Source organism: Pseudomonas lactucae, from assembly GCF_016937615.1.
Taxonomy (GTDB): domain Bacteria; phylum Pseudomonadota; class Gammaproteobacteria; order Pseudomonadales; family Pseudomonadaceae; genus Aquipseudomonas; species Aquipseudomonas lactucae.
This window is the reverse complement of record NZ_JAFHKI010000092.1, coordinates 33,674-53,846: the sequence shown is the minus strand read 5'-3', so window position 1 is coordinate 53,846 and position 20,173 is coordinate 33,674. Positions and strand designations below refer to the sequence as shown.

The 20,173-nt window shown below is 60.2% G+C and carries 21 protein-coding genes, 1 tRNA gene and 1 pseudogene; 11 read left to right on the top strand and 12 right to left on the bottom strand.

The genetic code is table 11. From position 1 onward, the window contains the following. Window positions 1-5: 5 nt before the first annotated feature. The 5 genes and pseudogenes from JWR98_RS17515 to JWR98_RS17495 form a co-directional block, all read right to left on the bottom strand. Window positions 6-728 (bottom strand): purine nucleoside phosphorylase YfiH/LACC1 family protein, encoded by a 723-nt coding sequence (locus tag JWR98_RS17515; RefSeq protein ID WP_205490664.1) that lies wholly within the window; start codon window positions 726-728, stop codon window positions 6-8. Between the two features lie 23 nt (window positions 729-751). Beyond that, window positions 752-2,580, bottom strand: a pseudogene (ggt, locus tag JWR98_RS17510) (gamma-glutamyltransferase). Window positions 2,581-2,615: 35 nt separating this feature from the next. Beyond that, entirely contained in the window at window positions 2,616-3,395 is a 780-nt protein-coding gene (locus JWR98_RS17505) for a PhzF family phenazine biosynthesis isomerase (protein ID WP_205490663.1), read from the bottom strand. Window positions 3,396-3,617: 222 nt separating this feature from the next. Continuing rightward, window positions 3,618-3,694: transfer RNA gene (locus tag JWR98_RS17500), tRNA-Met, on the bottom strand. Between the two features lie 210 nt (window positions 3,695-3,904). Beyond that, window positions 3,905-4,456, bottom strand: a complete 552-nt coding sequence (locus JWR98_RS17495; RefSeq protein WP_078731445.1) for an RNA polymerase sigma factor — start codon at window positions 4,454-4,456, stop codon at window positions 3,905-3,907. A gap of 263 nt (window positions 4,457-4,719) precedes the next feature. Between JWR98_RS17495 and sctW the strand changes: the two genes are divergently transcribed. The 11 genes from sctW to sctU all read left to right on the top strand — a co-directional run bounded on the left by sctW (window position 4,720) and on the right by sctU (window position 14,859). Further along, on the top strand, window positions 4,720-5,784 hold the full coding sequence (gene sctW, locus JWR98_RS17490) for a type III secretion system gatekeeper subunit SctW (RefSeq protein WP_205490660.1): 1,065 nt from the start codon (window positions 4,720-4,722) through the stop codon (window positions 5,782-5,784). Next, the gene (gene sctV / locus JWR98_RS17485; RefSeq protein ID WP_078731447.1) at window positions 5,781-7,874 is read left to right on the top strand and encodes a type III secretion system export apparatus subunit SctV; all 2,094 of its coding nucleotides are present in this window, start codon (window positions 5,781-5,783) and stop codon (window positions 7,872-7,874) included. Before sctW ends, sctV begins: the two co-directional genes overlap by 4 nt. 37 nt (window positions 7,875-7,911) lie before the next feature. Next, window positions 7,912-8,811, top strand: a complete 900-nt coding sequence (locus tag JWR98_RS17480; protein ID WP_078731519.1) for an FHA domain-containing protein — start codon at window positions 7,912-7,914, stop codon at window positions 8,809-8,811. Next, window positions 8,808-10,166: a FliI/YscN family ATPase gene (locus JWR98_RS17475; protein WP_341869697.1), complete on the top strand. Its 1,359-nt coding sequence runs from the start codon at window positions 8,808-8,810 to the stop codon at window positions 10,164-10,166. The genes JWR98_RS17480 and JWR98_RS17475 overlap by 4 nt, the downstream gene beginning before the upstream one ends. Further along, window positions 10,153-10,581, top strand: a complete 429-nt coding sequence (sctO, locus tag JWR98_RS17470; protein WP_078731449.1) for a type III secretion system stalk subunit SctO — start codon at window positions 10,153-10,155, stop codon at window positions 10,579-10,581. Before JWR98_RS17475 ends, sctO begins: the two co-directional genes overlap by 14 nt. Window positions 10,582-10,681: 100 nt before the next feature. Next, on the top strand, window positions 10,682-11,035 hold the full coding sequence (locus JWR98_RS17465) for a type III secretion system HrpP C-terminal domain-containing protein (protein WP_225908755.1): 354 nt from the start codon (window positions 10,682-10,684) through the stop codon (window positions 11,033-11,035). Further along, window positions 11,032-12,045 carry a FliM/FliN family flagellar motor switch protein gene (locus tag JWR98_RS17460; protein WP_078731451.1) on the top strand — a complete coding sequence of 338 codons (1,014 nt, stop codon included), beginning with the start codon at window positions 11,032-11,034 and terminating at the stop codon, window positions 12,043-12,045. The genes JWR98_RS17465 and JWR98_RS17460 overlap by 4 nt, the downstream gene beginning before the upstream one ends. Further along, window positions 12,042-12,695, top strand: a complete 654-nt coding sequence (gene sctR / locus JWR98_RS17455) for a type III secretion system export apparatus subunit SctR (protein ID WP_078731452.1) — start codon at window positions 12,042-12,044, stop codon at window positions 12,693-12,695. Before JWR98_RS17460 ends, sctR begins: the two co-directional genes overlap by 4 nt. 7 nt (window positions 12,696-12,702) lie before the next feature. Next, complete coding sequence (gene sctS / locus JWR98_RS17450) at window positions 12,703-12,966, top strand: type III secretion system export apparatus subunit SctS (protein ID WP_078731453.1); 264 nt, start codon at window positions 12,703-12,705, stop codon at window positions 12,964-12,966. 10 nt (window positions 12,967-12,976) lie between these two features. Beyond that, on the top strand, window positions 12,977-13,765 hold the full coding sequence (gene sctT / locus JWR98_RS17445; RefSeq protein WP_078731454.1) for a type III secretion system export apparatus subunit SctT: 789 nt from the start codon (window positions 12,977-12,979) through the stop codon (window positions 13,763-13,765). Next, the gene (sctU, locus tag JWR98_RS17440; protein ID WP_205490657.1) at window positions 13,762-14,859 is read left to right on the top strand and encodes a type III secretion system export apparatus subunit SctU; all 1,098 of its coding nucleotides are present in this window, start codon (window positions 13,762-13,764) and stop codon (window positions 14,857-14,859) included. The genes sctT and sctU overlap by 4 nt, the downstream gene beginning before the upstream one ends. 67 nt (window positions 14,860-14,926) lie before the next feature. Here the strand turns inward: sctU and hrpT are convergent, their stop codons facing one another. From hrpT to JWR98_RS29505, 7 genes are all read right to left on the bottom strand, one after another. Continuing rightward, window positions 14,927-15,130 (bottom strand): HrpT family type III secretion system protein, encoded by a 204-nt coding sequence (hrpT, locus tag JWR98_RS17435; protein WP_003171582.1) that lies wholly within the window; start codon window positions 15,128-15,130, stop codon window positions 14,927-14,929. Further along, on the bottom strand, window positions 15,127-17,268 hold the full coding sequence (sctC, locus tag JWR98_RS17430) for a type III secretion system outer membrane ring subunit SctC (RefSeq protein WP_078731456.1): 2,142 nt from the start codon (window positions 17,266-17,268) through the stop codon (window positions 15,127-15,129). Before sctC ends, hrpT begins: the two co-directional genes overlap by 4 nt. A gap of 273 nt (window positions 17,269-17,541) precedes the next feature. Next, complete coding sequence (locus JWR98_RS17425; RefSeq protein WP_078731457.1) at window positions 17,542-17,757, bottom strand: hypothetical protein; 216 nt, start codon at window positions 17,755-17,757, stop codon at window positions 17,542-17,544. Window positions 17,758-17,851: 94 nt separating this feature from the next. Continuing rightward, window positions 17,852-18,442 carry a type III secretion system stator protein SctL gene (gene sctL / locus JWR98_RS17420; protein ID WP_078731458.1) on the bottom strand — a complete coding sequence of 197 codons (591 nt, stop codon included), beginning with the start codon at window positions 18,440-18,442 and terminating at the stop codon, window positions 17,852-17,854. A gap of 14 nt (window positions 18,443-18,456) precedes the next feature. After that, on the bottom strand, window positions 18,457-18,999 hold the full coding sequence (locus JWR98_RS17415; protein WP_205490654.1) for a type III secretion protein: 543 nt from the start codon (window positions 18,997-18,999) through the stop codon (window positions 18,457-18,459). After that, window positions 18,992-19,759, bottom strand: a complete 768-nt coding sequence (gene sctJ / locus JWR98_RS17410) for a type III secretion system inner membrane ring lipoprotein SctJ (protein ID WP_205490651.1) — start codon at window positions 19,757-19,759, stop codon at window positions 18,992-18,994. Before sctJ ends, JWR98_RS17415 begins: the two co-directional genes overlap by 8 nt. Before the next feature lie 6 nt (window positions 19,760-19,765). After that, window positions 19,766-20,128 carry a hypothetical protein gene (locus JWR98_RS29505; protein WP_225908754.1) on the bottom strand — a complete coding sequence of 121 codons (363 nt, stop codon included), beginning with the start codon at window positions 20,126-20,128 and terminating at the stop codon, window positions 19,766-19,768. Window positions 20,129-20,173: the final 45 nt, after the last annotated feature.

Genomic DNA, 20,173 nt, shown 5'->3' with positions numbered 1-20,173 from the left:
CACAGTCAGACTTTGCGACCAATCCACGAATACAATAACGTCTTCGCCTCCTCCGGGTGATGCGTCCTTCGGCGGTAGCTGGCGAACATCGTTGAAGTGCAGTAGGTACACACCTCACTCACCTCGATCTGTTCCCGTCCAACCCCGACCGCTTGCAGCAGCATGAGCCCATATCGGCTCAAGTCAAACCAGGCACTTCGTGCTTGCCGCGCATGCGGTGGGGGGATCTGCGGTGACAACAACGGCTGGGGTTGCGCAACGCTCCATGGCGCTTCGCCGTTACGCCACACGTGCCCTTGATCCACCTGGAACTCGGAGATAAACCCTTCGCTCACTTCATAGCAGCAGGGCTTGATCGACGGCCCGATTGCGACGTGCAGCTGGTCGGCCGCAACCCCCAAATCGGCAAAACGTTGCAGCGCATTCGCCACGATCCCGCGTTGCAGTCCCTTCCAGCCGCCATGAATCGCCGCCACATGCTGACCGTCTTGCGATGCGAGCAGAATGGGCAGGCAATCTGCGGTAATCACTGCGATCGGCTGATGCGTGTGCGTAAGCACCCCATCGGCTTCGACCGTATTGGCCACCAGCCCTGCCTGCCACTCAATCACTGCGGCACTGTGCACCTGCTTGCAAATGAACAGGTCATCCGGACGCAGCGGATCGTTGATCGAACAGAAACCGTGATCGACGCCTGCAATGGCGCCGAGATTTTTTGCCTGGTGCAAGGGATTGCCTCCGCTCGATAACCTCAGTCGCCGACCGCTTCGCCTTCACGTCGTGGGTCGGCACCACCGCTCAACGATACTTTCCCCAGCGCATCCTGCGTACGAACAATCGCCTGGATACCGCTGGTCATCTCAATTTCGCTCATTGCGTGGCCTTTATCCTTGAGCGCCTGTTTCAACCCTGGGCTGAACAAACCGGCCTCCAGCTCCGTAGCCCCATTGCGGCTGCCGAAGTTGGGCAGGCTGATAGCGGCTTGTGGGTCGAGGTGCCAGTCGAGCATCGCCACCAGGGATTTGCTCACGTACTCGATGATCTGGGAGCCGCCGGGCGAGCCGACTGTCGCCAGCAATTCACCGCTCTGACGGTCGAACACCAGGGTCGGCGCCATGGCCGAGCGCGGGCGTTTGCCGGGTTGGACACGGTTGGCCACGGGTTGGCCGTTTTCTTCAGGGATGAACGAAAAGTCGGTCATCTGGTTGTTCAGCAAGAAACCCTGGACCATTACATGGGCGCCAAATGCAGCTTCCACCGTGGTGGTCATCGACACGGCGCCACCCTGGTCATCCACCGCCACCACTTGCGAGGTGGAGATGCGCAGTGGCGAACGGTCCGGCGCATACGCCACTTGGATGCCGGCCGGCTGGCCGGGTTTGGCAATGCCCATGCTGCGCTCGCCAATCAAGGTGGCTCGCTGGGCCAGGTAATCCGGCGCGACCAGACCGGCGACCGGCACTGGCGTGAAGTCCGAATCGGCCACATACAGCGCACGGTCGGCGAAGGCCAGGCGACCGGCTTCGGCAATCAGATGCACCGCTTCGGGGGTAGGTTCCAGCCCGGCTGGGGAGGCGTTCTTCAGCGGTGTCATTGGCGCAATGGCCAGGCGTGGGTCGCGGGCTTCCAGCGCCTGCAACGTCCCCAGGATCTGCGCCACCGCAATCCCACCCGACGACGGCGGCGGCATGCCGCAGACTTTCCACTGTTTGTAATCGGTGCACAGCGGCGCGCGCTCCTTGGCGACGTAGCCCTTGAGGTCCGCCTGGGACAGGCTGCCCGTATTGCGGTGGCCCTGCACTTTGCGGGCGATCTCATCGGCAATCGCACCCTGGTACAGCGCGTCCGGACCTTCCTTGGCGATGCGCTTGAACACGGCGGCCAGCGCCGGGTTTTTCAACAGGGTACCGGTGGCCTTGGGCGTGCCATCGGCCTTCAGGAAGTAGGCGGCCATCTCTGGCGACTGTGCGATATAACGGTCTGCGGCGATCAAGCTGTGCAGGCGCGGGGAGATCGCAAAGCCCTGCTCGGACAAGCGAATCGCCGGCTCGAACAGCGTGGCCCATTGCAGGCGGCCGGTCTTCCTGTGCGCCATTTCCAACGCGCGCAACACCCCGGGCGTGCCCACCGAGCGCCCGCCAATCTGCGCATCGCTGAAGGCCATCGGCGTGCCGTCGGCGTTCAGGAACAACCGCTCAGTCGCCCCGGCCGGGGCCGTTTCGCGGCCGTCATAAGCGTGCACTTGGTTCCCATCCCACAGCATGATGAACGCGCCGCCGCCGATGCCGGAGGACTGCGGCTCCACCAGCGTCAACACCGCTTGCATCGCAATGGCCGCATCGATCGCCGACCCGCCTTGGCGCAACATCTCACGCCCGGCTTCGGCTGCCAGCGGGTTTGCGGCGGCGCCATATGGCGTGTGGCGTGCTGGGTGGTCAGATCGGTGCGATAGCCTGAGCCCAGCTCCGGTGCCGGTGGCTGTTTGTTGACCGGGGTGTGGCAGGCGGCAAGGGCCAGGGCTGTGGCAGCGATGGACAAGTGACGGCGGGAAATCGAAAACACGCGCTGAACTCCGTTCATTTTTAGAATGATCTGTTGTCCTTGGGGAGCTGCTTTTACAGGTATATCTGGCCTTGCAGATACAGCACGGCCTTGCCGGAAATGATCACGCGGTCGCCCTTGAGCTCGCAGCGCAACTGGCCACGCCGTTTGCCGCCTTGCTCGGCCGTGAGTGTTGTCTTGCCCAGGCGTTCGGCCCAGAACGGCGCCAGCGAGGTGTGTGCCGAACCGGTGACCGGGTCTTCATCGATGCCCACATTCGGCCCGAACCAGCGCGAAACAAAATCAAACTGTGTGCCTTTGGTTGTCACCGCAATGCCGCGTTTAGGCAGGCCTTTGAGGCGCGAAAAATCCGGCTTCAGCGCCGCAAGCCGGGCTTCGCTGTCCACCACCACAAGGTAGTCATCGGTGCCGAACACTTCGGCGTGTTCAATCCCCAGGGCGTCGAGCATCCCGGCCGGCGGCTCGCAGCGCTCGGGCTGCCTGGCCGGGAAATCCATCGCCAGTTCATCGCCATCGCGCGTGACCCGCAGCTCACCGCTGCGCGTGGCGAAACGCAGCACTTCAGGCGCATTCTGCAACCGGTGAATCAACACCCACGCTGCCGCCAAGGTGGCATGACCGCACAGATCGACCTCGACTTGCGGGGTAAACCAGCGCAACTCATAGAACCCGTCACGAGGCACGAAGTAAGCGGTTTCGGAGAGGTTGTTTTCAGCGGCGATGTTTTGCAGCTGATCGTCGGGCAGCCACTCGGTAAGCGGGCACACCGCCGCGGGGTTGCCGCCGAAGGGGTGTTGGCTGAAGGCGTCGACTTGGTAGATGTCCAGGTTCACCGTGGTGCACTCCGTGTGTGGGGAGGCTGGACACTAACAGCGGGGTCAAGCGAGCGTCAAAATACAGATGGGCGGTTTTTTTGAGCGCTTCTGTCACATTGAGGTTCATGCGGGCGTAGGGCGTGAGTCGATGGTGGTGGGGCGTAACGATGCGAGTATGTCCCAGCCTTTTCTGCGGGCATAAAAAAACGGCCTACCTTTCGGTAAGCCGTTTTTAGTACTTGGTGGCTACACAGGGACTTGAACCCCGGACCCCAGCATTATGAATGCTATGCTCTAACCAACTGAGCTATGTAGCCAAGTGGCGCGCATTATTCGCTTCGGGCGCCGATGCGTCAAGTGTTTTGTTGAGAATTTTTTCTACGCTTTCAATTGTTTAACCCAAACCTGGCTAAACGGCGACGAGAGGCGGGGTGGACGTCGGTTCCATAGGGGTATCGATTGATGTCGGCGCGATGGAGCCTGATCGAGTTGGGCAGATATCCCTGCCGCCCAACACGTGGCTTGCCTTACGAATGCAGCGAGGTGTGAGTGACGCGCTTGAGCTGTTCACGCGCCCGAGACAGGCGTGAGCGAACCGTGCCGATAGGAATGTCCAGTACGTCGGCCGTGTCCTGGTAACTGCCGTCGGTTTCCAGCGAGGCATACAGCGTTTTGCGCATCTCCATCGGCAGATGGTCGATGGCGCTCAGGGTTTTTTCCAGGCGGCGGTTTATCTCGAACTCCCAGTCGAGGTTGCGGTTGTCTTCCTGGCCATGCCACAGCGACTCGTCAAACTCGCAATGCACCGGCTTGGCGTACATGCGCCGGAAGTGATTGCGGATCAGATTCTGCGCAATACCGCACATCCAGGTGCTGAGGGTGGCAGTGCCGCTGAAACGCTCGCGGTTGCGCCAGGCTTCAAGGTAGGTCAATTGCAGAAGATCGTCCGCATCTTCCGGGTTGAGAACACGCTTGTGAATGAAGCGTCGTAGTTTTTTTTGCTGGTCGTCTGTCAGGTGAAGCATGAATTGAGGCGAGCTGCCAACCAGGTGCGCTAAAGCTTCAATAGGGATATTCATGATTTTTTCCTTAGGGTAGACGCAGTCGAAATGGTTTCGACGGAAAGCCCTTTTGCACTGGTTGTGCCAAATGAAAAAATCATTCAACTTATTGATTTATAAAGTTAAATATCTTGAATTGAGCATTTTTTGCGCAACGCTTTGCAAAGTTTGCCGTGAGTTTGTGCGGGTATTTTCACAGGCGGTGAATTTGTTGATTTCGATGGAACCGCATGGGCACGGCTTGCCACACAGAGACACACTCTTCCTGTTCTGGCTTAACCATGAAAGTCGAATCCAGCAACGATATGGAGCGGATCCAGCGCCTGGACCCGTCTCGTGTCGGCCCTGTCGAAGCGCCAACTTCTGCGAAGGGGAGCGAGGACATTGCGCTGAGCTTCAGTCAGGACGTGGCGGTCGACGCTAATGCTTTACCCAAGCGGTTCACGCCGGTACGGGTCCCTCCCGTTGAGCAACTCGCGCAGCTCTATGACATGCTCGGACATCCGGCCCAGGCGAGCCTGGCGGCGGTTGCTCGGCGCATGCGCATTCAATTACTGCAACAACCGGCCCTGGACAAGTTGCTGGACCTTGGCGGGAGCGATCCGGCGCGTACCTTCGTGGTACTCAAGCAGGTGGCCGCGCAGGCGCAGGACGAAACCCGCAGTGCGCAAGCGGCACTGGCGCGGGATGCCATTGCCAGGCTGGAGATGCGTTTCAAACGGGAAATCCAGGCCGGCCTGAACATTGCCGCGGCGCTGCAACTGGCCACTGATGACCCACAGGAACGCCAGGCCTTACGCACGTTGTATTACGCCAGTGTGGTCACTCGCCAATCCCTATCGACCATGCTGCACGCGCTGCTGGGCATGTATGGAGGCGAGCGGTTCGTCGACGGCCTCAACTTGATGCGCCGCGCCCTGGCCGATGACGTCGCGGCACATACACCGTCGGTGCCTAACGCGCGCTTGCGTGCGCTTCTCAGAGGGCTGCAGAGCTGCGGTCAGTTGGGTGCGGTGTTGGCCAATTGCCGGGCACTGCTCCTGCGCCTGGGCGCGCAGGAGGAAGCGGTCGGTTTGCTGCAGCGCCTGCTGGGCTACGCCGGCAGCGGTATCGAGTCAGCTGAAGTGCAGCGTCTGGCCTACGACCTGGGCGGCGCTTTGCCGGTCGATCAACTGGTTTGCCTCAACAGCCTGTACCCGGTCATCCAACGGTTGCCCCTGGCGTTGTGGGACGATAGCCGCATTCGTCAGGAGGCTCTGCATAGCTTTCTGCTGGTGATGGACGAGTTTGCCCGCGTCGAGCGTGGCCGCCTGCAATTTGTCGACAAGACGAGGGTCGACGGGTGAGTGCGTTGGCCGCCGTCAACGGTGTGCTGCTCAAGATAGCGCGGCGTGCCGAGGTGCTGGGTGCCGTGGTGGTCATGGCCATCGTGTTCATCTTTATCGTGCCGCTGCCCACCTGGCTGGTGGATATCCTGATTGCGCTGAACATCTGTATTTCCTGCCTGTTGATCGTGCTGGCGCTCTACCTGCCCGGGCCGTTGGCGTTTTCTTCCTTCCCCTCGATTCTGCTGCTGACCACCATGTTTCGCCTGGCACTGTCGATCGCGACCACGCGTCTTATTCTGCTGGAGCAGGACGCCGGTGACATCGTCGAAGCCTTCGGCAACTTTGTGGTCGGGGGCAACCTGGCGGTGGGGATGGTGATCTTCCTGATCCTGACCCTGGTCAATTTCCTGGTGATTACCAAGGGCTCGGAGCGGGTCGCCGAAGTGGCGGCGCGTTTCAGCCTGGATGCGATGCCGGGCAAGCAGATGTCCATCGACAGCGACCTGCGCGCCGGGCTGATCGACGGCGCGCAAGCGCGGGACAAGCGTGAGCAGTTGTCGCGTGAAAGCCAGTTATTCGGGGCCATGGACGGCGCCATGAAGTTCGTCAAGGGCGATGCCATTGCCGGTTTGATCATCGTGGTGGTCAACCTGTTGGGCGGTTTCTCCACTGGCATGTTCCAGCATGGTTTGAGCGCCGGTGAGTCCATGGCGCTGTATTCGGTGCTGACCATCGGTGACGGCCTGATTGCACAGATACCCGCGCTGCTGATCTCCCTGACCGCCGGCATGATCATCACCCGTGTGGCGCCGGACGGGCGCAAAGGCATCAGTAACATGGGGGCTGAAATTGCCCGGCAAATGACCAGCGAACCCAAGAGCTGGATAATTGCCTCGGTGGGGATGCTCGCGTTTGCGGCCGTGCCCGGCATGCCGACAACGGTGTTCATTTTTATCTCAATGATGACCGGAGGCCTGGGTTACTACCTGGCCCGGCAGCGTGAGCGCCAGGAAAATCCGTCAGCCGAAGCCCCTGCTGCGGTGCGGCCGGAGGAGAACGGTGAAGAAGACCTGCGTGGCTTTGATCCGTCGCGGCCGTATGTGTTGCAGTTTCATCCTTCTGCGTATGCAACGCCTCAGGTCATTGAGATCGTCCAAAAAATTCGCCAGGCGCGCAATACGCTGGTAGCCAATATCGGCTTGACGTTGCCACCGTTTGAAGCCGAGTTCATCGAGTTGCTGGCGCCGGACGAGATGCGTTTTTGCGTCCATGAGGTACCGGTGATGCAAGCCACCTTGAGCGACCGCATCGCCGTAGCGCACGACGCGTTGGCGTCACCGCCCGACGATGCCGTGCACGGGCTGGCTGAGCGCGATGAGAAAGACTGGCTATGGCTGGCGCCCGAACATCCCTTGCTTGACGATCCGCAGGTGGAGCGCTTCACCGCGCAAAGCCTGGTCGTCGAGCGAATGACACGCGCGATGATGCTCAGCGGGCCGCGTTTTCTCGGGATACAGGAGAGCAAGGCCATTCTCAGTTGGCTGGAGCACAACCAGCCGGAACTGGTGCAGGAGCTGCAGCGGATCATGCCGCTTTCGCGGTTTTCGGCGGTGCTGCAGCGCTTGGCCGGTGAAGGGGTGCCGTTGCGTGCCGTACGCTTGATTGTCGAGTCGTTGATCGAATACGGCCAGCATGAGCGCGAGCCTGAGGCCTTGGCTGACTACGCGCGCATCGCGCTCAAGTCGCAGATCTACCACCAGTACAGCGAAGCCGATGGACTGCATGCCTGGCTGCTCTCGCCGCAAACCGAAAGTATCCTGCGCGATGCATTGCGCCAGACCCAGACCGGGGTGTTCTTTGCCCTCGATAATGATCACAGCGCGGCGTTGGCCAACTTGCTCAACCAGGCGTTCACCGCGCGCCCCAAAAGCAGGAGCGTGATATTGGTTGCGCAGGATCTACGCAGCCCCTTGCGCACCTTATTGGTGGACGAATTCAACCATGTGCCGGTGTTGTCCTTTGCCGAATTGGGCAGCAGTTCCAAGGTCAAGGTGCTGGGGCGCATTGACCTTGACCAGGATGAACCGATGCGGGGTACGGCGGCATGAGCCGTCGGGTATCGCGTGTGCCTGGGAGCGGATGATGATGTTCGAACTACGAGTCTTGAGCGGCTTGCACCAGGGCGCCGCATTGCCCTTGTTTGGTGAACAATGGAGCATTGGCTCGCAGGCGGATGCGGATCTGTTGCTGAGCGATCCGGGCATTGCCGAGCATCATGCGCAACTGCGGCTCGATGGCGCTAACTGGTCGGTGCAGGCCGAAGCCGGACTCTTGCACGGCGCAGAAGGCCAGGCGCTGGCCCAGATCCCGAGCTTGCCCATGGGTGTGGTGTTTTCGATAGGAAGTGTTCGCTTGTGCGTCGCCCTGGCGGATCAGCCTTGGCTCCAGGTGCCTGCGCCTGAACCCGCCTCTGTGGCGCCCGTGCATGAGCCGTTGCCGACGTTGGTGTTGTCGTCTATCTCGCATTCACAGCAAAAACGCCTGATCAGTGTGGTGCTGGTCGTTGCGGTGGTGATTGTGTTGATCGGCATGGTCTCCAGCGGAGAGCCTGAGGCGCAGGCGTCCTTGAGGCCTCCCGAGGTACGCAAGCACGAACTGGCTTCGCCTTATGAGGTCCGCCAGCAGTTGTTGAAGATGCTTACTGAGCGTGAGTTGACCCAGAGGGTCAGCGTGCAGGTCGTCAACAACCAGGTGGCCCTCAGCGGCGACGTGTCCCCGGATGAGGTGGAATTGGTGGCGCGCATGCTCAGCCGGTTTGGCGAGCGGTTCGACAGCGAAGTGCCGGTGATCAGCCGAGTCCGCGCGCGGGACAGTGCGTTGCCGTTCAAGATTGTGCAGATTGTCGGCGGGCCGAACGGACATGTTGTGCTGGAGGAGGGCAGCCGCTTGTTCCTGGGCGACGAGGTGGATGGTCTGCGTCTGGTACTGATCGATAACAGCAAGGTGGTTTTTGATGGCGAGCGCCGCTACGAGGTGCGCTGGTGACCGCGGACCTTCAGGCGCGCTTGGAGGCCTGGCAGGCCCGGCAGACGCAGGCGCTGATGAATTTTGCGCCGGTAACGATGCGTGGGCGTATCCAACGTGTCAACGGCATGCTGTTGCAATGCAGGCTGCCCCAGGCGCGTATCGGCGACCTGTGCCAGGTGGAAAAAACACCGGGCGATAGCATGCTCGCCGAGATCATCGGCTTTGACCAGCAGGATGCGGTGCTCAGTGCGTTGGGCAACCTGGAGGGCGTGCGTGTCGGTGCCAGTGTGGAGCGCCTGGGAGTGCCGCACCGAGTGCAGGTCAGTGACGAACTGCTGGGCCAGGTGCTGGATGGGTTTGGGCGTCCGATTGCGGGCGACGGCCCCAGTGCGTTTGCCGATTCACAGGACTGCGATGCAACCCCAGTGCTGTGCGAGGCGCCTTTACCCACGGAGCGGCCGCGAATCAACCGCGCGTTGGCCACCGGTGTCCGTTCGATCGATGGCCTGATCACGTTGGGGGAGGGTCAGCGCGTCGGGCTGTTTGCCGGCGCCGGTTGTGGCAAGACCACCTTGCTGGCCGAGATCGCGCGTAACGTGGAGTGCGATGTGATCGTGTTCGGCCTGATTGGTGAACGGGGCCGGGAGTTACGCGAGTTTCTTGATCACGAACTGGATGATCAGCTGCGTGCCAAAGCCGTGCTGGTGTGCGCCACCTCCGATCGCTCGAGCATGGAGCGGGCGCGCGCCGCGTTCACGGCAACGGCCTTGGCCGAAGGTTTCCGGCGCAAGGGCCAGCGAGTGTTGTTGCTGATCGACTCCTTGACCCGTTTTGCCAGGGCCCAGCGCGAAATCGGCCTGGCCGCCGGTGAGCCCCTGGGGCGCGGCGGCTTGCCGCCTTCGGTCTACAGCCTGTTGCCGCGGTTGGTGGAACGTGCCGGATTGACGCGTGAAGGCGTAATCACGGCGATCTATACGGTGCTGATTGAGCAGGACTCGATGAACGACCCGGTGGCCGATGAAGTTCGTTCGCTGCTTGACGGTCATATCGTGCTGTCGCGCAAGCTGGCCGAGCGTGGGCACTACCCGGCCGTGGATGTACTGGCGAGCCTTTCACGGATCTTGAGCAACGTCGCGCAATCGGCCGACATCCAGGCGGGTACGGCGCTGCGACGTTTGTTGTCGGCGTATCAGCAGATCGAGCTGATGCTCAAGCTGGGGGAGTATCAGCCTGGCAGCGATGCCTTGACCGACCTGGCGGTGGACAGCCGTCAGGCGGTCGATGGTTTCCTGCGCCAGGACTTGCGTGAGCCGTCGCCGATGGTGGCGACGCTGGACCAGCTCAAGGCGCTGACTGCCCATGTCCCATTCTGAAGAACTACTGGGGGAGATCGAGACCCTGCGACGTTTGCGCCGGCATCGCGCGGATCGTGCCGAGCGTGCCTTGCGCGAGGCCAAGCGCGCCCAGCAGACGCTGGTCGTCCATATCCAGCAGGCCGAGCAAGCGCTGGACGAAGCCCGGCAGGAAGAAATTCGACAAAGTGCCCAACTGCTCGATCAGTACCAGGGTCAGGTCCTGAGCCTGCAGGCCCTCAAATCCTGGGGGGCGCAGGAGCGCTCGTTATCGGCCAGTACCCAGCGAGACCAGGGCCAGCTGGAGGCGTTGCAACGCCAGCAGGTGGAAAAACAGGCCCAGGTGGGCAGTGCGCAAAAACAGGCTACCGAATGCCTGCGACAAGTGGAAAAACTTCAGGAGTTGTCCCTGATGCTGGCTGAGGAGCCCGTATGACTCAGGTTTCAAATAAACCTACTGAACGAGCACGTCTGCGTGACTTGCACGACGAGCGCGAGCCGGGCGCCCGGGTCAGGTGCCTTGGGAGCAGGGACGATTGTTCGCGCAGCTGTTTACCCTTGGCGATGAAGGCGCAGGCACCCAGTCCTTTGCGTCGGGAGAGATGGCTTCGGCCAGTATCGCGATGATTGAGGCGCTCACCGAGCAATTGGCGCCGCGCGTGCTGGCAGGTGCTCAGTGGCCGCTTCACGCGGTGTTGTACCTGCCGCGGTTGGGGCGAATCAACAGCGTTGTGCGGCGTGAGCAAGGCGCATGGTCCATCGACCTGGACGCCGAACTCGAGGCAACGTCGCGCTGGCTCAGCGGTGTGCGGCAACCGTGCCAGGAGCGATTGGCCGCAGCGCTGGGGCAGTCGGTCAGTCTGCATGTGCCTGTCTTCGGCTCGGCATGATGATGCCGCCGCTGACAGTACCCCGGGTCAGGGAAGACCGGGTCGCCGCGCTTCGTCGACTGGGGCGCGGTTTGTGCCTGCCCTTTCGCGTGGCCGGGCAAGCAGGAGAGATGCGTCTGGAACCCGGCCGTGCGCCGACAGGGACCGAGGTGATGTGTTTCGAAACGGCGTGCGGTGTGCTCGCGTTGGCGGAGGCCGGGCCATTACTCAGTCTGATGGGGGAATGCCCGGTGACGTTGGCCCAGGCCGGTAACGATCCGAATTCCTGGTTCTGGGCGTTATTCCAGCACTATCTGAGCCCCGAGGTGCGAACCCTGTTCGGTTATTTGCGCCTGTTGGAGACCGATTGCCCGGCAGGGTTTGGTTGCCGGCTCAGCGTGAGTCTGGATGCCTCTCGGGTCATGGGTTACGTGTGGCTGACGCCCGAGAGCTTCCTGGCGGTGTGCGAGGCCGCTGCGTGGCGCTCCATTGCCGCTCCCCTGCCGGCGCAATTTCAATTGGCAATTGCCGTAACGCTGGGGCACCTGCGACTGACGATTGCACAGGTATTCAGCCTGCGCCCAGGTGATGTGCTGGTGCTGGAACAGGCGCTTTTCCAGGTGCAGGGCCGCGGTCATGTGCAAGTTGGCAGGCGTCGGCTGCATGGCGACATTGACGATGACACCGGCACGGCGTGCCTGACCCTTACTTCTATAGAGGAAACGTTTGTGGACGAGCATTTTACGGCGCCCGATTACTCGGAGCCTGTGGAGGATGAACCCGTGGCCGATGTATTCGGGCACGAGCCGTTCGACGAGTTGAGCATGGCGCTGACGGTTCGCTGTGGAACACTGAACCTTACCCTGGGCGAGTTACGCAACCTGGGGCCTGGTTCGGTACTGGGCATCACGGGCTACGCGCCCGGCGTGGCCGGTCTTTATTACGGCGACCGGCCCATTGGTCAGGGGCAGTTGGTTGAAGTCGACGGCCGCCTGGGGTTGCAGGTGTCCCGCGTGTTGTTCAGTCGATGATACTTCAGGGGCTTGATCCCCTTGTTCTCGCGATGTTTCTGGGGGCACTCTCGTTGATGCCCATGCTGTTGATCATCTGCACATCGTTCCTGAAAATTGTGATTGTGCTGATGATTACGCGTAATGCCATCGGTGTGCAGCAGGTGCCGCCCAGCATGGCCATCAACGGCATCGCGTTGGCGGCGACGCTGTTTATCATGGCGCCGGTGGGCTATGAAATCGCCGAGAGCATCAAGATTTCGCCGCTCGACCTGAGCAATGTGCAAACGGTGTTGCAAACGGGGGGCGAAGCCATCATGCCGCTGCGCGCATTCATGCTGCGCAATGTCGACCCGGATGTGCTGACGCATCTGCTGGAGAACACTGCGCGTCTTTGGCCGGCGCAAATGGCCGAGGAAGTTCAGCGCGAAGACCTGATCCTGCTGATTCCTGCTTTTGTACTGTCGCAACTGCAGGCAGGGTTCGAGATCGGTTTCCTGATCTACATCCCGTTCATCGTGATCGACTTGATCGTCTCCAACCTGCTGCTGGCGCTGGGCATGCAGATGGTCTCGCCGATGACCATTTCCCTGCCGCTCAAATTGCTCCTGTTCGTTCTGGTGTCCGGGTGGTCGCGGTTGCTCGACAGCCTGTTCCTTTCCTATCTCTGAGTGGCTTATGGAACCGATCGTGCTGTTCAAGCAGGGCATGTTGCTGGTGGTTGTACTGTCGGCGCCGCCGCTGATCGTGGCCGTGGTGGTCGGCGTGCTGACCTCGCTGGTGCAGGCGCTGATGCAGGTGCAGGACCAGACGCTGCCCTTTGGCATCAAGCTGGTGGCGGTGGGCGTCACGCTGATCATGACCGGTCGCTGGATTGGCGTGGAGTTGATTCAACTGATCAACCTGACCTTCGAAATGATCGGCCGCTCGGGCCTGAACTGAGGGCTTGCCTGTGCTGTTGTATCTTGAGTTCCTGCCTAGCCTGGTCATTGGCATGGCGCGTATCTATCCCTGCGCCTTTCTGGTGGCCGCGTTTTGTTTTCAGCATATACGCGGCATGCCCAGGCATACGATTGTGATGGTCATGGCGCTAATGCCCGCCCCCGGAATCCACACGGCGCTGGAAGGCCTGGACTACTCGGCACTGATGCTCAGTGCCCTGGTGCTCAAGGAGATAGCCCTGGGCTTGCTGCTGGGGGTGCTGCTGTCGATGCCGTTCTGGATGTTCGAGTCGGTGGGGGCATTGCTGGATAACCAGCGCGGAGCCTTGGCCGGCGGGCAGCTTAATCCCTCACTGGGGCCGGACGCGACACCGGTCGGGCACTTGTTCAAGCAGTTGGCGATCTTTCTGTTGATGGTCACCCTGGGCTTGGGGGCGTTGACCCAAGTGATCTGGGACAGCTACCGGATATGGCCGCCCACGGTGTGGTTTCCGCTTCCGGCGGCCAATGGAATGAGCCTGTTTGTCGACCTGCTGGGTGACACCTTCACGCATATGATGCTCTACGCAGCGCCCTTCATCGCGGTCCTGCTGTTGCTGGAGTTCGGCATTGCGCTGCTGGGGGTCTACAGCCAACAGTTACAGGTGAGTACGCTGGCGCCACCGGTCAAGTGCCTGGCGGGCATCGGGATTCTATTGCTCTACTTTGCGCTGCTGCAGGATTTGATCGTCGGCAGGATGAGCCAACTGAGCGACCTTAAACACTCACTGGGACTGTTGTTCCGGGCGGCGATGCCATGAGTGACTCCGGCGAGAAAAAACACCCGGCGTCTGCCAAGAAGCTGCGTGACCAACGCAAGAAAGGCCAAGTCGCTCAAAGCCAGGATGTGGGCAAGTTGTTGGTGCTCACGGCCATCAGCGAAATTGCGTTATTCACCGCCGAGACGAGTTTGCAGCGTTTCCAGCAACTGATAGTGCTACCGATGTCGCGCCTGACTCAGCCCTTTGTAAGAACGCTGGAAGAAGTGCTGTTGGAGGGCCTGCTGGTATTTTTCTCATTTGCGCTGCTGATGGTGGGGGTGGCGATCACGGTTAAGCTGATCAGCAGTTGGATGCAGTTCGGAATCTTATTTGCCCCAGAGACCTTGAAGCTCGATTTCAAACGCCTTAATCCGCTCAGCCAACTCAAGCAAATGTTCTCTGCCCAGTCGCTGATGAACCTGCTGATGAGCATCTTCAAAGCGTTTCTGCTGGGGTTGGTTGTTTACCTGGTGGTCTGGCCTTCCTTGGGAGCGCTGATCAACCTGGCGACCAGCGATCTGCAAAGCTACCTGTTGGCGCTGATCGTGCTGTTCCGCTATCTGCTGCATGCCTGCCTTGGGCTGTTACTGGTGCTGGCGCTGATCGACCTGGCGTTGCAGAAACATTTCTTCGCCAAGCGCATGCGCATGACCCAAGTCGAGGTCATCAAAGAGTACAAGGACATGGAGGGCGATCCGAACGTGAAAGGCCAGCGCCGCGCGTTGGCTTATCAGTTGGCGCAGGAGGAACCGAAGGTCAAGCTGCCCAAGCTGGAGGAGGCGGACATGCTGGTGGTCAACCCGACGCACTTTGCCGTGGCCTTGTATTACCGCCCCGGTAAAACGCCACTGCCTTTACTGGTGGACAAGGGGACCGACGCCGACGCGCGTCGGTTGATTGCCCGTGCAAAAGCGGCTGACGTGCCCGTGATCCAGTGTGTGTGGCTCGCCCGGACGCTGTATACGAAAAAACTGGGTGCCAACATTCCCCGTGAAACCTTGCAGGCCGTGGCGTTGATCTACCGGACCTTGCGTGAGCTGGATGATGAAGCCAAGCGTGATACCCTCCAATTGCCGGAGCTTGACCAGCGTTAGTCACCCCAAGCAGCAGTCTGCCAGGCACGCGCCTTGGGTGAGCGGCAGCGCCGCCCACCCGGCGTTCTCAACGTTCCAGCGACACCGTCTGATAATCCGCCCGCTCCCCGGCGGGGCCAGGCTCGACGCGCATCTGCGGCGGCCACCAGATCACCAGCTTGTCCTTGTTCGACTGCGGGCGAGAGCAGGAGTCGCCCTTACAGGTCGGTGTACAGCCGGCGGCAAGCAGCGCTGCGCCGATCAGGGTGACGTAAAGCAAACGGTGTTTCATCGTACGGCCTTCTGGGGTGGAGTGATCAGGGAAGGGCGGGGCACGCCGAGGTGTTCATCCTTCGACACCGGACGCATGGCGATAAATACCTCCGCTTCCTCTCCCGGCTTGAGCCAGGCATTTGGCCAGACGGCAACTGCCAGCGTCTGGGAATTGCTGCATTCCTTTTCATCAATACGCACATTGCGCGTGAACTGGTTACGCACTACCACCACCGCTACGTTGTACTGCGGGCCGGCATACCATTGGCCGCGTTCGCTGTTCAGCGCCAGCAAATCGCGGGTGTTGCACAAGGTGCCCAGCGCCAGAGGCATCGGCGAGGCCTTGAAGGCCTTGGGTATTTCGCCACTGACCAGGTGCGCCAGGGTGCTGGTGATATCGCTGCGGTTGATGACCGGCTGGTGCGGCGCCAGGCGCCTGGCCAAGGGCTTGAGCGCTGCCTGCAGCTCGACTTGATCGTCCGCCGGCAAGTAGCGCGAAGGATCGGACTGATCGCCGATGACGCGCGGGGTAAGAATAAACAGCCGTTCGCGTCGGTTGTTCTGGCGTTCGGTCGAGGAGAACAGAGCCTTGCCCAGCAGCGGTATATCTCCCAGCAGCGGGACCTTGTTTTGTTTGTCGGTACTTTCCGTGACGTGGAACCCTCCGACGACCAGCGAGCGCTTTTCCGCCATGACGGCCTGGGTGCTGACCTTGCCTCGACGGACATCCGGGCCCAGGCGGTCCGGATTGGATTCGTCAAAGTTACCGTCCTCGATATCCACCGCCAGATGGATCTGGTGGCCGCCGCGGCTGGTGATGACCCTGGGCACTACCTGAAAACTGGTACCCACGATAATGGGCAAAATGGTTGCGTTCTCGCGGCCAGCCGTCAGGTACTGGGTCCGGTTGAAATCAATGACCGCGGGTTGGTTTTCCAAGGTCAGTACAGAGGGATTGGACACCATGGTTGCCAGCCCGCGGGATTCCAGTGCACGCACGTCGGCGTAGAAACGGTCGCGGTGCTTGATCGACAATTGCGAAGAGGTGCCGGGCTCCATGTTGACGCCGCCACGGAAGCGACTGTTCTGGAAGCCCCACTTGATACCGAATTCGTGCAATTGCGTGCGCTCGATGTCGAGGATGATTGCATCGATTTCCACTAGCTTTCGTGCGATGTCGAGCTGACTGATCAGTTCGCGGTACATGGCCTGGCGTTCCGGCACGTCATAAATCAGCACCGCATTGTTGTGCACATCGGCCTCTACGCGGATTCGGCTGGTGTTGACCTGTGCCCGAGGCGTGATCGCCATGCCGGTGTCGACAGGCGCGGTGCCGGCGTTTGTGCCGAGCATCTGCCCCAGCAACGGGTTGCCCAGGCGTGGAAAAGCGGGCATCACAGGTGCAGGCTGGGACTGGGCGGTGGAACGTTGTGCCAGCCCCGAGAGCGTCGAGCTTGAGCGTGGCTCCAGCAGGCCGCGCAGCATGGTGGCAACGCCTGGGAGGGTGATTTTTTCGCTGCGGTACTCTATTTGACGGTCCGTGGCGTTGGCGAACTTCAGTGGGTAGCTCAGCACGCTTTGTTTTTCATCCGCGGTACGGCGCTGGCTGCTGAATTGCCTGATCTGTTCGATATAGCGCCGCGGGCCGGAGACCAGCACGACACCGTCCTCAGGCAGTTCGCCCCAACCGAAACGACTGTCCAGCAGGCCGATATCGGTCAATGCCTGCTTGAGGTCGGCAAGGGTTTCGGAAGAGACCTCCAGGCGTGCCGATTCTTGCTGGTCCAGGGTGCTGATATACAGAGTGTTGTTGTACAGGTACCACTGAAAACGGTGCTCTACGCCCAGCCGATCGAGCATCGACTGCGGAGTATTGGCGCGTATCTTACCGTTGACGTTACCTTCCAGCAGACCCTCCACCTGCAGTTGCGTGCCAAAGGTCTGGGCAAAGTCTTCAAGCACTTCGCGCAAGGGTTTGTGTTCGGCTTCATAGGCGTAGGCGGTGTTTTTCCATTCGGGTGGGATCGCGGCGAAGCTGCCCGCCGTGGGCGCCAGCAACCAGGGCAGTATCAAGAGGCCGCGCCAGGGTGTTGGTCTGGACAGGTTTATGGGCAAGGGGCGGCACAAGCCCAAATGCTTGTCAGTCTTGTTGTACATGTTGAGTTCTCTGTTTAGAGCGCCACCGAGCATAGCGGCGAGGAGGGGCGTTTCAGGGCTTGAGCGGCCTGGTGCGTCACTGTTGCGCGCCAGATATCACGTTGATTCAGCAACGGTGTGACGCCGTTGGACTGGAGACTCGCGTCTCGTCCGTCCCGCAGGCCGCGAACCCGGCATAATTCGCCAGTGGCCGGGGCCTGGGCGCAAGTGTCCTGAAAAGAGCTGAGGCTGAACTCCCTGGGAGGCCTCCAACCTGCAATCAGCTCATTCAAATTACTGAACGCCATCAAGCGCAGTTTTGAGCAGCATATGTTCCGCACGGACTTGCTCGTTATAAGCAAACAAGGCCATGCGTTGGTTCCTGACCTGTTCAAAAAAAGAGACGTCCCCATCCAGGGTTCTCGGTTCCTCTAAAAGCTTATCCAGCCGGTCCGATTTAAGGGTGGCTTGTCTAAACAGGTGGTTTCTCTGGGCACCGAAATTTTCCATGGATATTTACTCAAGATGTGTGTGTGCTGTGTGGCATATGGATTGCCACCAGTTCCACCTGAGCCCGACTTTTTGAAACGTCGGTCGCGAGAGGCTACGGACTTGACTGCGGTGCTTCACGTATCAACAGCATGTCACGCAGCAAATACCAGTCGATGTGAAAATCACCTTCAGCCGTTTCCAACACCAGCGTCTGCTGTTTGATCCTTTCGTCAGGCCGTAGAGCCCAAAGCGTGATGTCCAGGGCGATAAGGCAGTGTTCCAGGTCATTGCGCTCAGCGGGATGGCACAGCAAGGTGGCCTGGACCACGGGCAGTTGATTGGCTGCCAGTTGCCTGACCAGCGCGGTGAGGCGTGCAGTGGGTGGGACGTCGTCCAACAAACAGCGATACGCTTGGCTGGCGATTGCCGCCGCGTACCGTTCCAGTTGTTCGCACATACTGTTTCGCTGCTGTTCCCATTGTCCCAGCACGAGGTTGGCTCGTTGCCAAAAGGCTATGTGCGCCTGTTCCGCGAGAGCGTCACGGTGCTGCACGGCCTCGCTGACCAATTGATCGGCGTGTGCCTTGGCATGTTCCACCAGTTCGTTGGCTCGCGTACTCTGGTCAAGCAATTCGCGCTTTACCAGCACTTGCGTGGAGTCAGAGGCACCTTCGTATAATTCAATCTTGCGTCGTCTGAGCATGATCGCGCCTTGCTTTATGGGGTTCGGTAGTCTTCGTCAATGGGCGACGTGACCCGCCAGACCAGTGCTTTCCATAACGTATCCAATCGCCCGTGTGTCTCGTGCAGAGCAGGGCGTTGTGCTTCCAGCTGCAATACGCGCTGTGGGGCAAATCGCAGCCGAAGACGCTGCCAAACGGCCGGGTCCACCCAGACCAGCATCAGCTGCAAGGGATCGGCATGGCTGGGTAGCAGGGTGTCGACCGTTATCGCCTTGGAAAGGCGCATGCACCATAAGTGCTGGGCTTCGCTCACAGCCCCATCGAAGGAGCTGTGGCAAATATGTCCCAGCAGTGCCAGCATCTGCTGCAATTGCTCGTTGGAGGCAAGCGCCAGTCGAAGAATCGTGAGATGAGGGGGAGGCGGCGGAGAAGGGGCGATGTTCAAGGCGATGCTTGCCCGAACATGCTCAGCGCGGCACAGGGCATCCACCCGGACCGATTTAAGTTCTTCCCACCCGTCATGGGCGTGGTTCCAAGGGTAAAACCACCAGCGCGCCCATGCCAGTGGCTCACTCATTGGTTACCGCCTGCGTACGCTGCCTGCGTCTGTACCAGAACACCACAGCCAAGACGGTCATTGCGCCGGCGAGGAGGGTCAGTAGTGCAGTGACGCGCCAAAACATGAGGTCCTGCTCGGGAAGCAGGAACGGGCCGAAATAGCTCAGCCGTTGCTGCTCCTGATAAGCCGCTGCCGGAACAAAGATGACTGTCAGTTTTTGTGAGTTTTCGGTTGCGCTCGTCATGCCGGGGATGCTGCTGGCAACCATTCGGCGCACACGTGCCCGGATGTTATCAGGTTCAAGCCTCGGGTCGTGTTTGATAAACACCGAAGCGGACGCGGGTTGGACGGGTTCACCCGGTGCAACACGTTCGGGCAGCACCACGTGCACCCGGGCGACGATAACGCCATCGATATTGGACAGGGTGGCCTCCAACTCTTGAGACAGTGCGTAGATGTAGCGAGCGCGCTCCTCCATTGGTGTGGAAATAACGCCTTCTTTACGAAAGGTATCTCCCATTGTCGTGCGGGCCATCCGAGGAAGTCCCGCAGCTTCCAGCGTGCGAACGGCGCGACTGATGTCAGGTGCATTGACACGAACAACGACACCGTCCTTGGCAGGAACCTTTTGCGCACGTATGTGCTTGTCTGCCAGCTCCGCGATGACCTCATTGGCTTCCTGTTCGGAAAGTTGTCGATGAAGTTCAACACTTTCAGAGCAGCCCGAGAGCCATAACATCAGCGATAAAACCAACCCCGTGGACAAAATGCGAATCATGGTGACCTACTGCAAATTGCTGATTTTTTCGATGAGTTGGGCACCTTTTCCCACGCTCTTGACCAGCATTTGCGTCATCAGCATCGTGTTTGACAGGTGAGATGAATAGCTGAGTCGGTGTTTTTCGCTGAGTTCGGAGTTGAAGGCTTTCAGGCTTTTTTTCATTTCACTCGACGATTTGTCTAAATAGTTCAGGGCGGCAGCCGTGACACCACTTGATGCTGGCGCTGGGTTGATCGGCCTCGTGGAAGGCTCCAGCAGTGAAGCAAAGAAATTCGTGTCTTCGTAATGGGAGGATGACGGGTTCTGATCATTGTGACGTGTAAGGCTGTCTGTATTTTCCTGATGAAGTGGACGTTCTATTTTCATACAGGACCTCAGGCTGGGGATGGAGGGAGGCCGTCCTTGTCTATA

Bases quoted from the DNA above. Each gene is read 5' to 3' on its own strand.
- JWR98_RS17495 (WP_078731445.1), bottom strand. From the start codon at position 4,456: ATGAATATCCCTATTGAAGCTTTAGCGCACCTGGTTGGCAGCTCGCCT.
- sctW (WP_205490660.1), top strand. From the start codon at position 4,720: ATGAAAGTCGAATCCAGCAACGATATGGAGCGGATCCAGCGCCTGGAC.
- JWR98_RS17480 (WP_078731519.1), top strand. From the start codon at position 7,912: ATGTTCGAACTACGAGTCTTGAGCGGCTTGCACCAGGGCGCCGCATTG.
- sctO (WP_078731449.1), top strand. From the start codon at position 10,153: ATGTCCCATTCTGAAGAACTACTGGGGGAGATCGAGACCCTGCGACGT.
- JWR98_RS17460 (WP_078731451.1), top strand. From the start codon at position 11,032: ATGATGATGCCGCCGCTGACAGTACCCCGGGTCAGGGAAGACCGGGTC.
- sctR (WP_078731452.1), top strand. From the start codon at position 12,042: ATGATACTTCAGGGGCTTGATCCCCTTGTTCTCGCGATGTTTCTGGGG.
- sctS (WP_078731453.1), top strand. From the start codon at position 12,703: ATGGAACCGATCGTGCTGTTCAAGCAGGGCATGTTGCTGGTGGTTGTA.
- sctU (WP_205490657.1), top strand. From the start codon at position 13,762: ATGAGTGACTCCGGCGAGAAAAAACACCCGGCGTCTGCCAAGAAGCTG.
- hrpT (WP_003171582.1), bottom strand. From the start codon at position 15,130: ATGAAACACCGTTTGCTTTACGTCACCCTGATCGGCGCAGCGCTGCTT.
- sctC (WP_078731456.1), bottom strand. From the start codon at position 17,268: ATGTACAACAAGACTGACAAGCATTTGGGCTTGTGCCGCCCCTTGCCC.
- JWR98_RS17425 (WP_078731457.1), bottom strand. From the start codon at position 17,757: ATGGAAAATTTCGGTGCCCAGAGAAACCACCTGTTTAGACAAGCCACC.
- sctL (WP_078731458.1), bottom strand. From the start codon at position 18,442: ATGCTCAGACGACGCAAGATTGAATTATACGAAGGTGCCTCTGACTCC.
- JWR98_RS17415 (WP_205490654.1), bottom strand. From the start codon at position 18,999: ATGAGTGAGCCACTGGCATGGGCGCGCTGGTGGTTTTACCCTTGGAAC.
- sctJ (WP_205490651.1), bottom strand. From the start codon at position 19,759: ATGATTCGCATTTTGTCCACGGGGTTGGTTTTATCGCTGATGTTATGG.
- JWR98_RS29505 (WP_225908754.1), bottom strand. From the start codon at position 20,128: ATGAAAATAGAACGTCCACTTCATCAGGAAAATACAGACAGCCTTACA.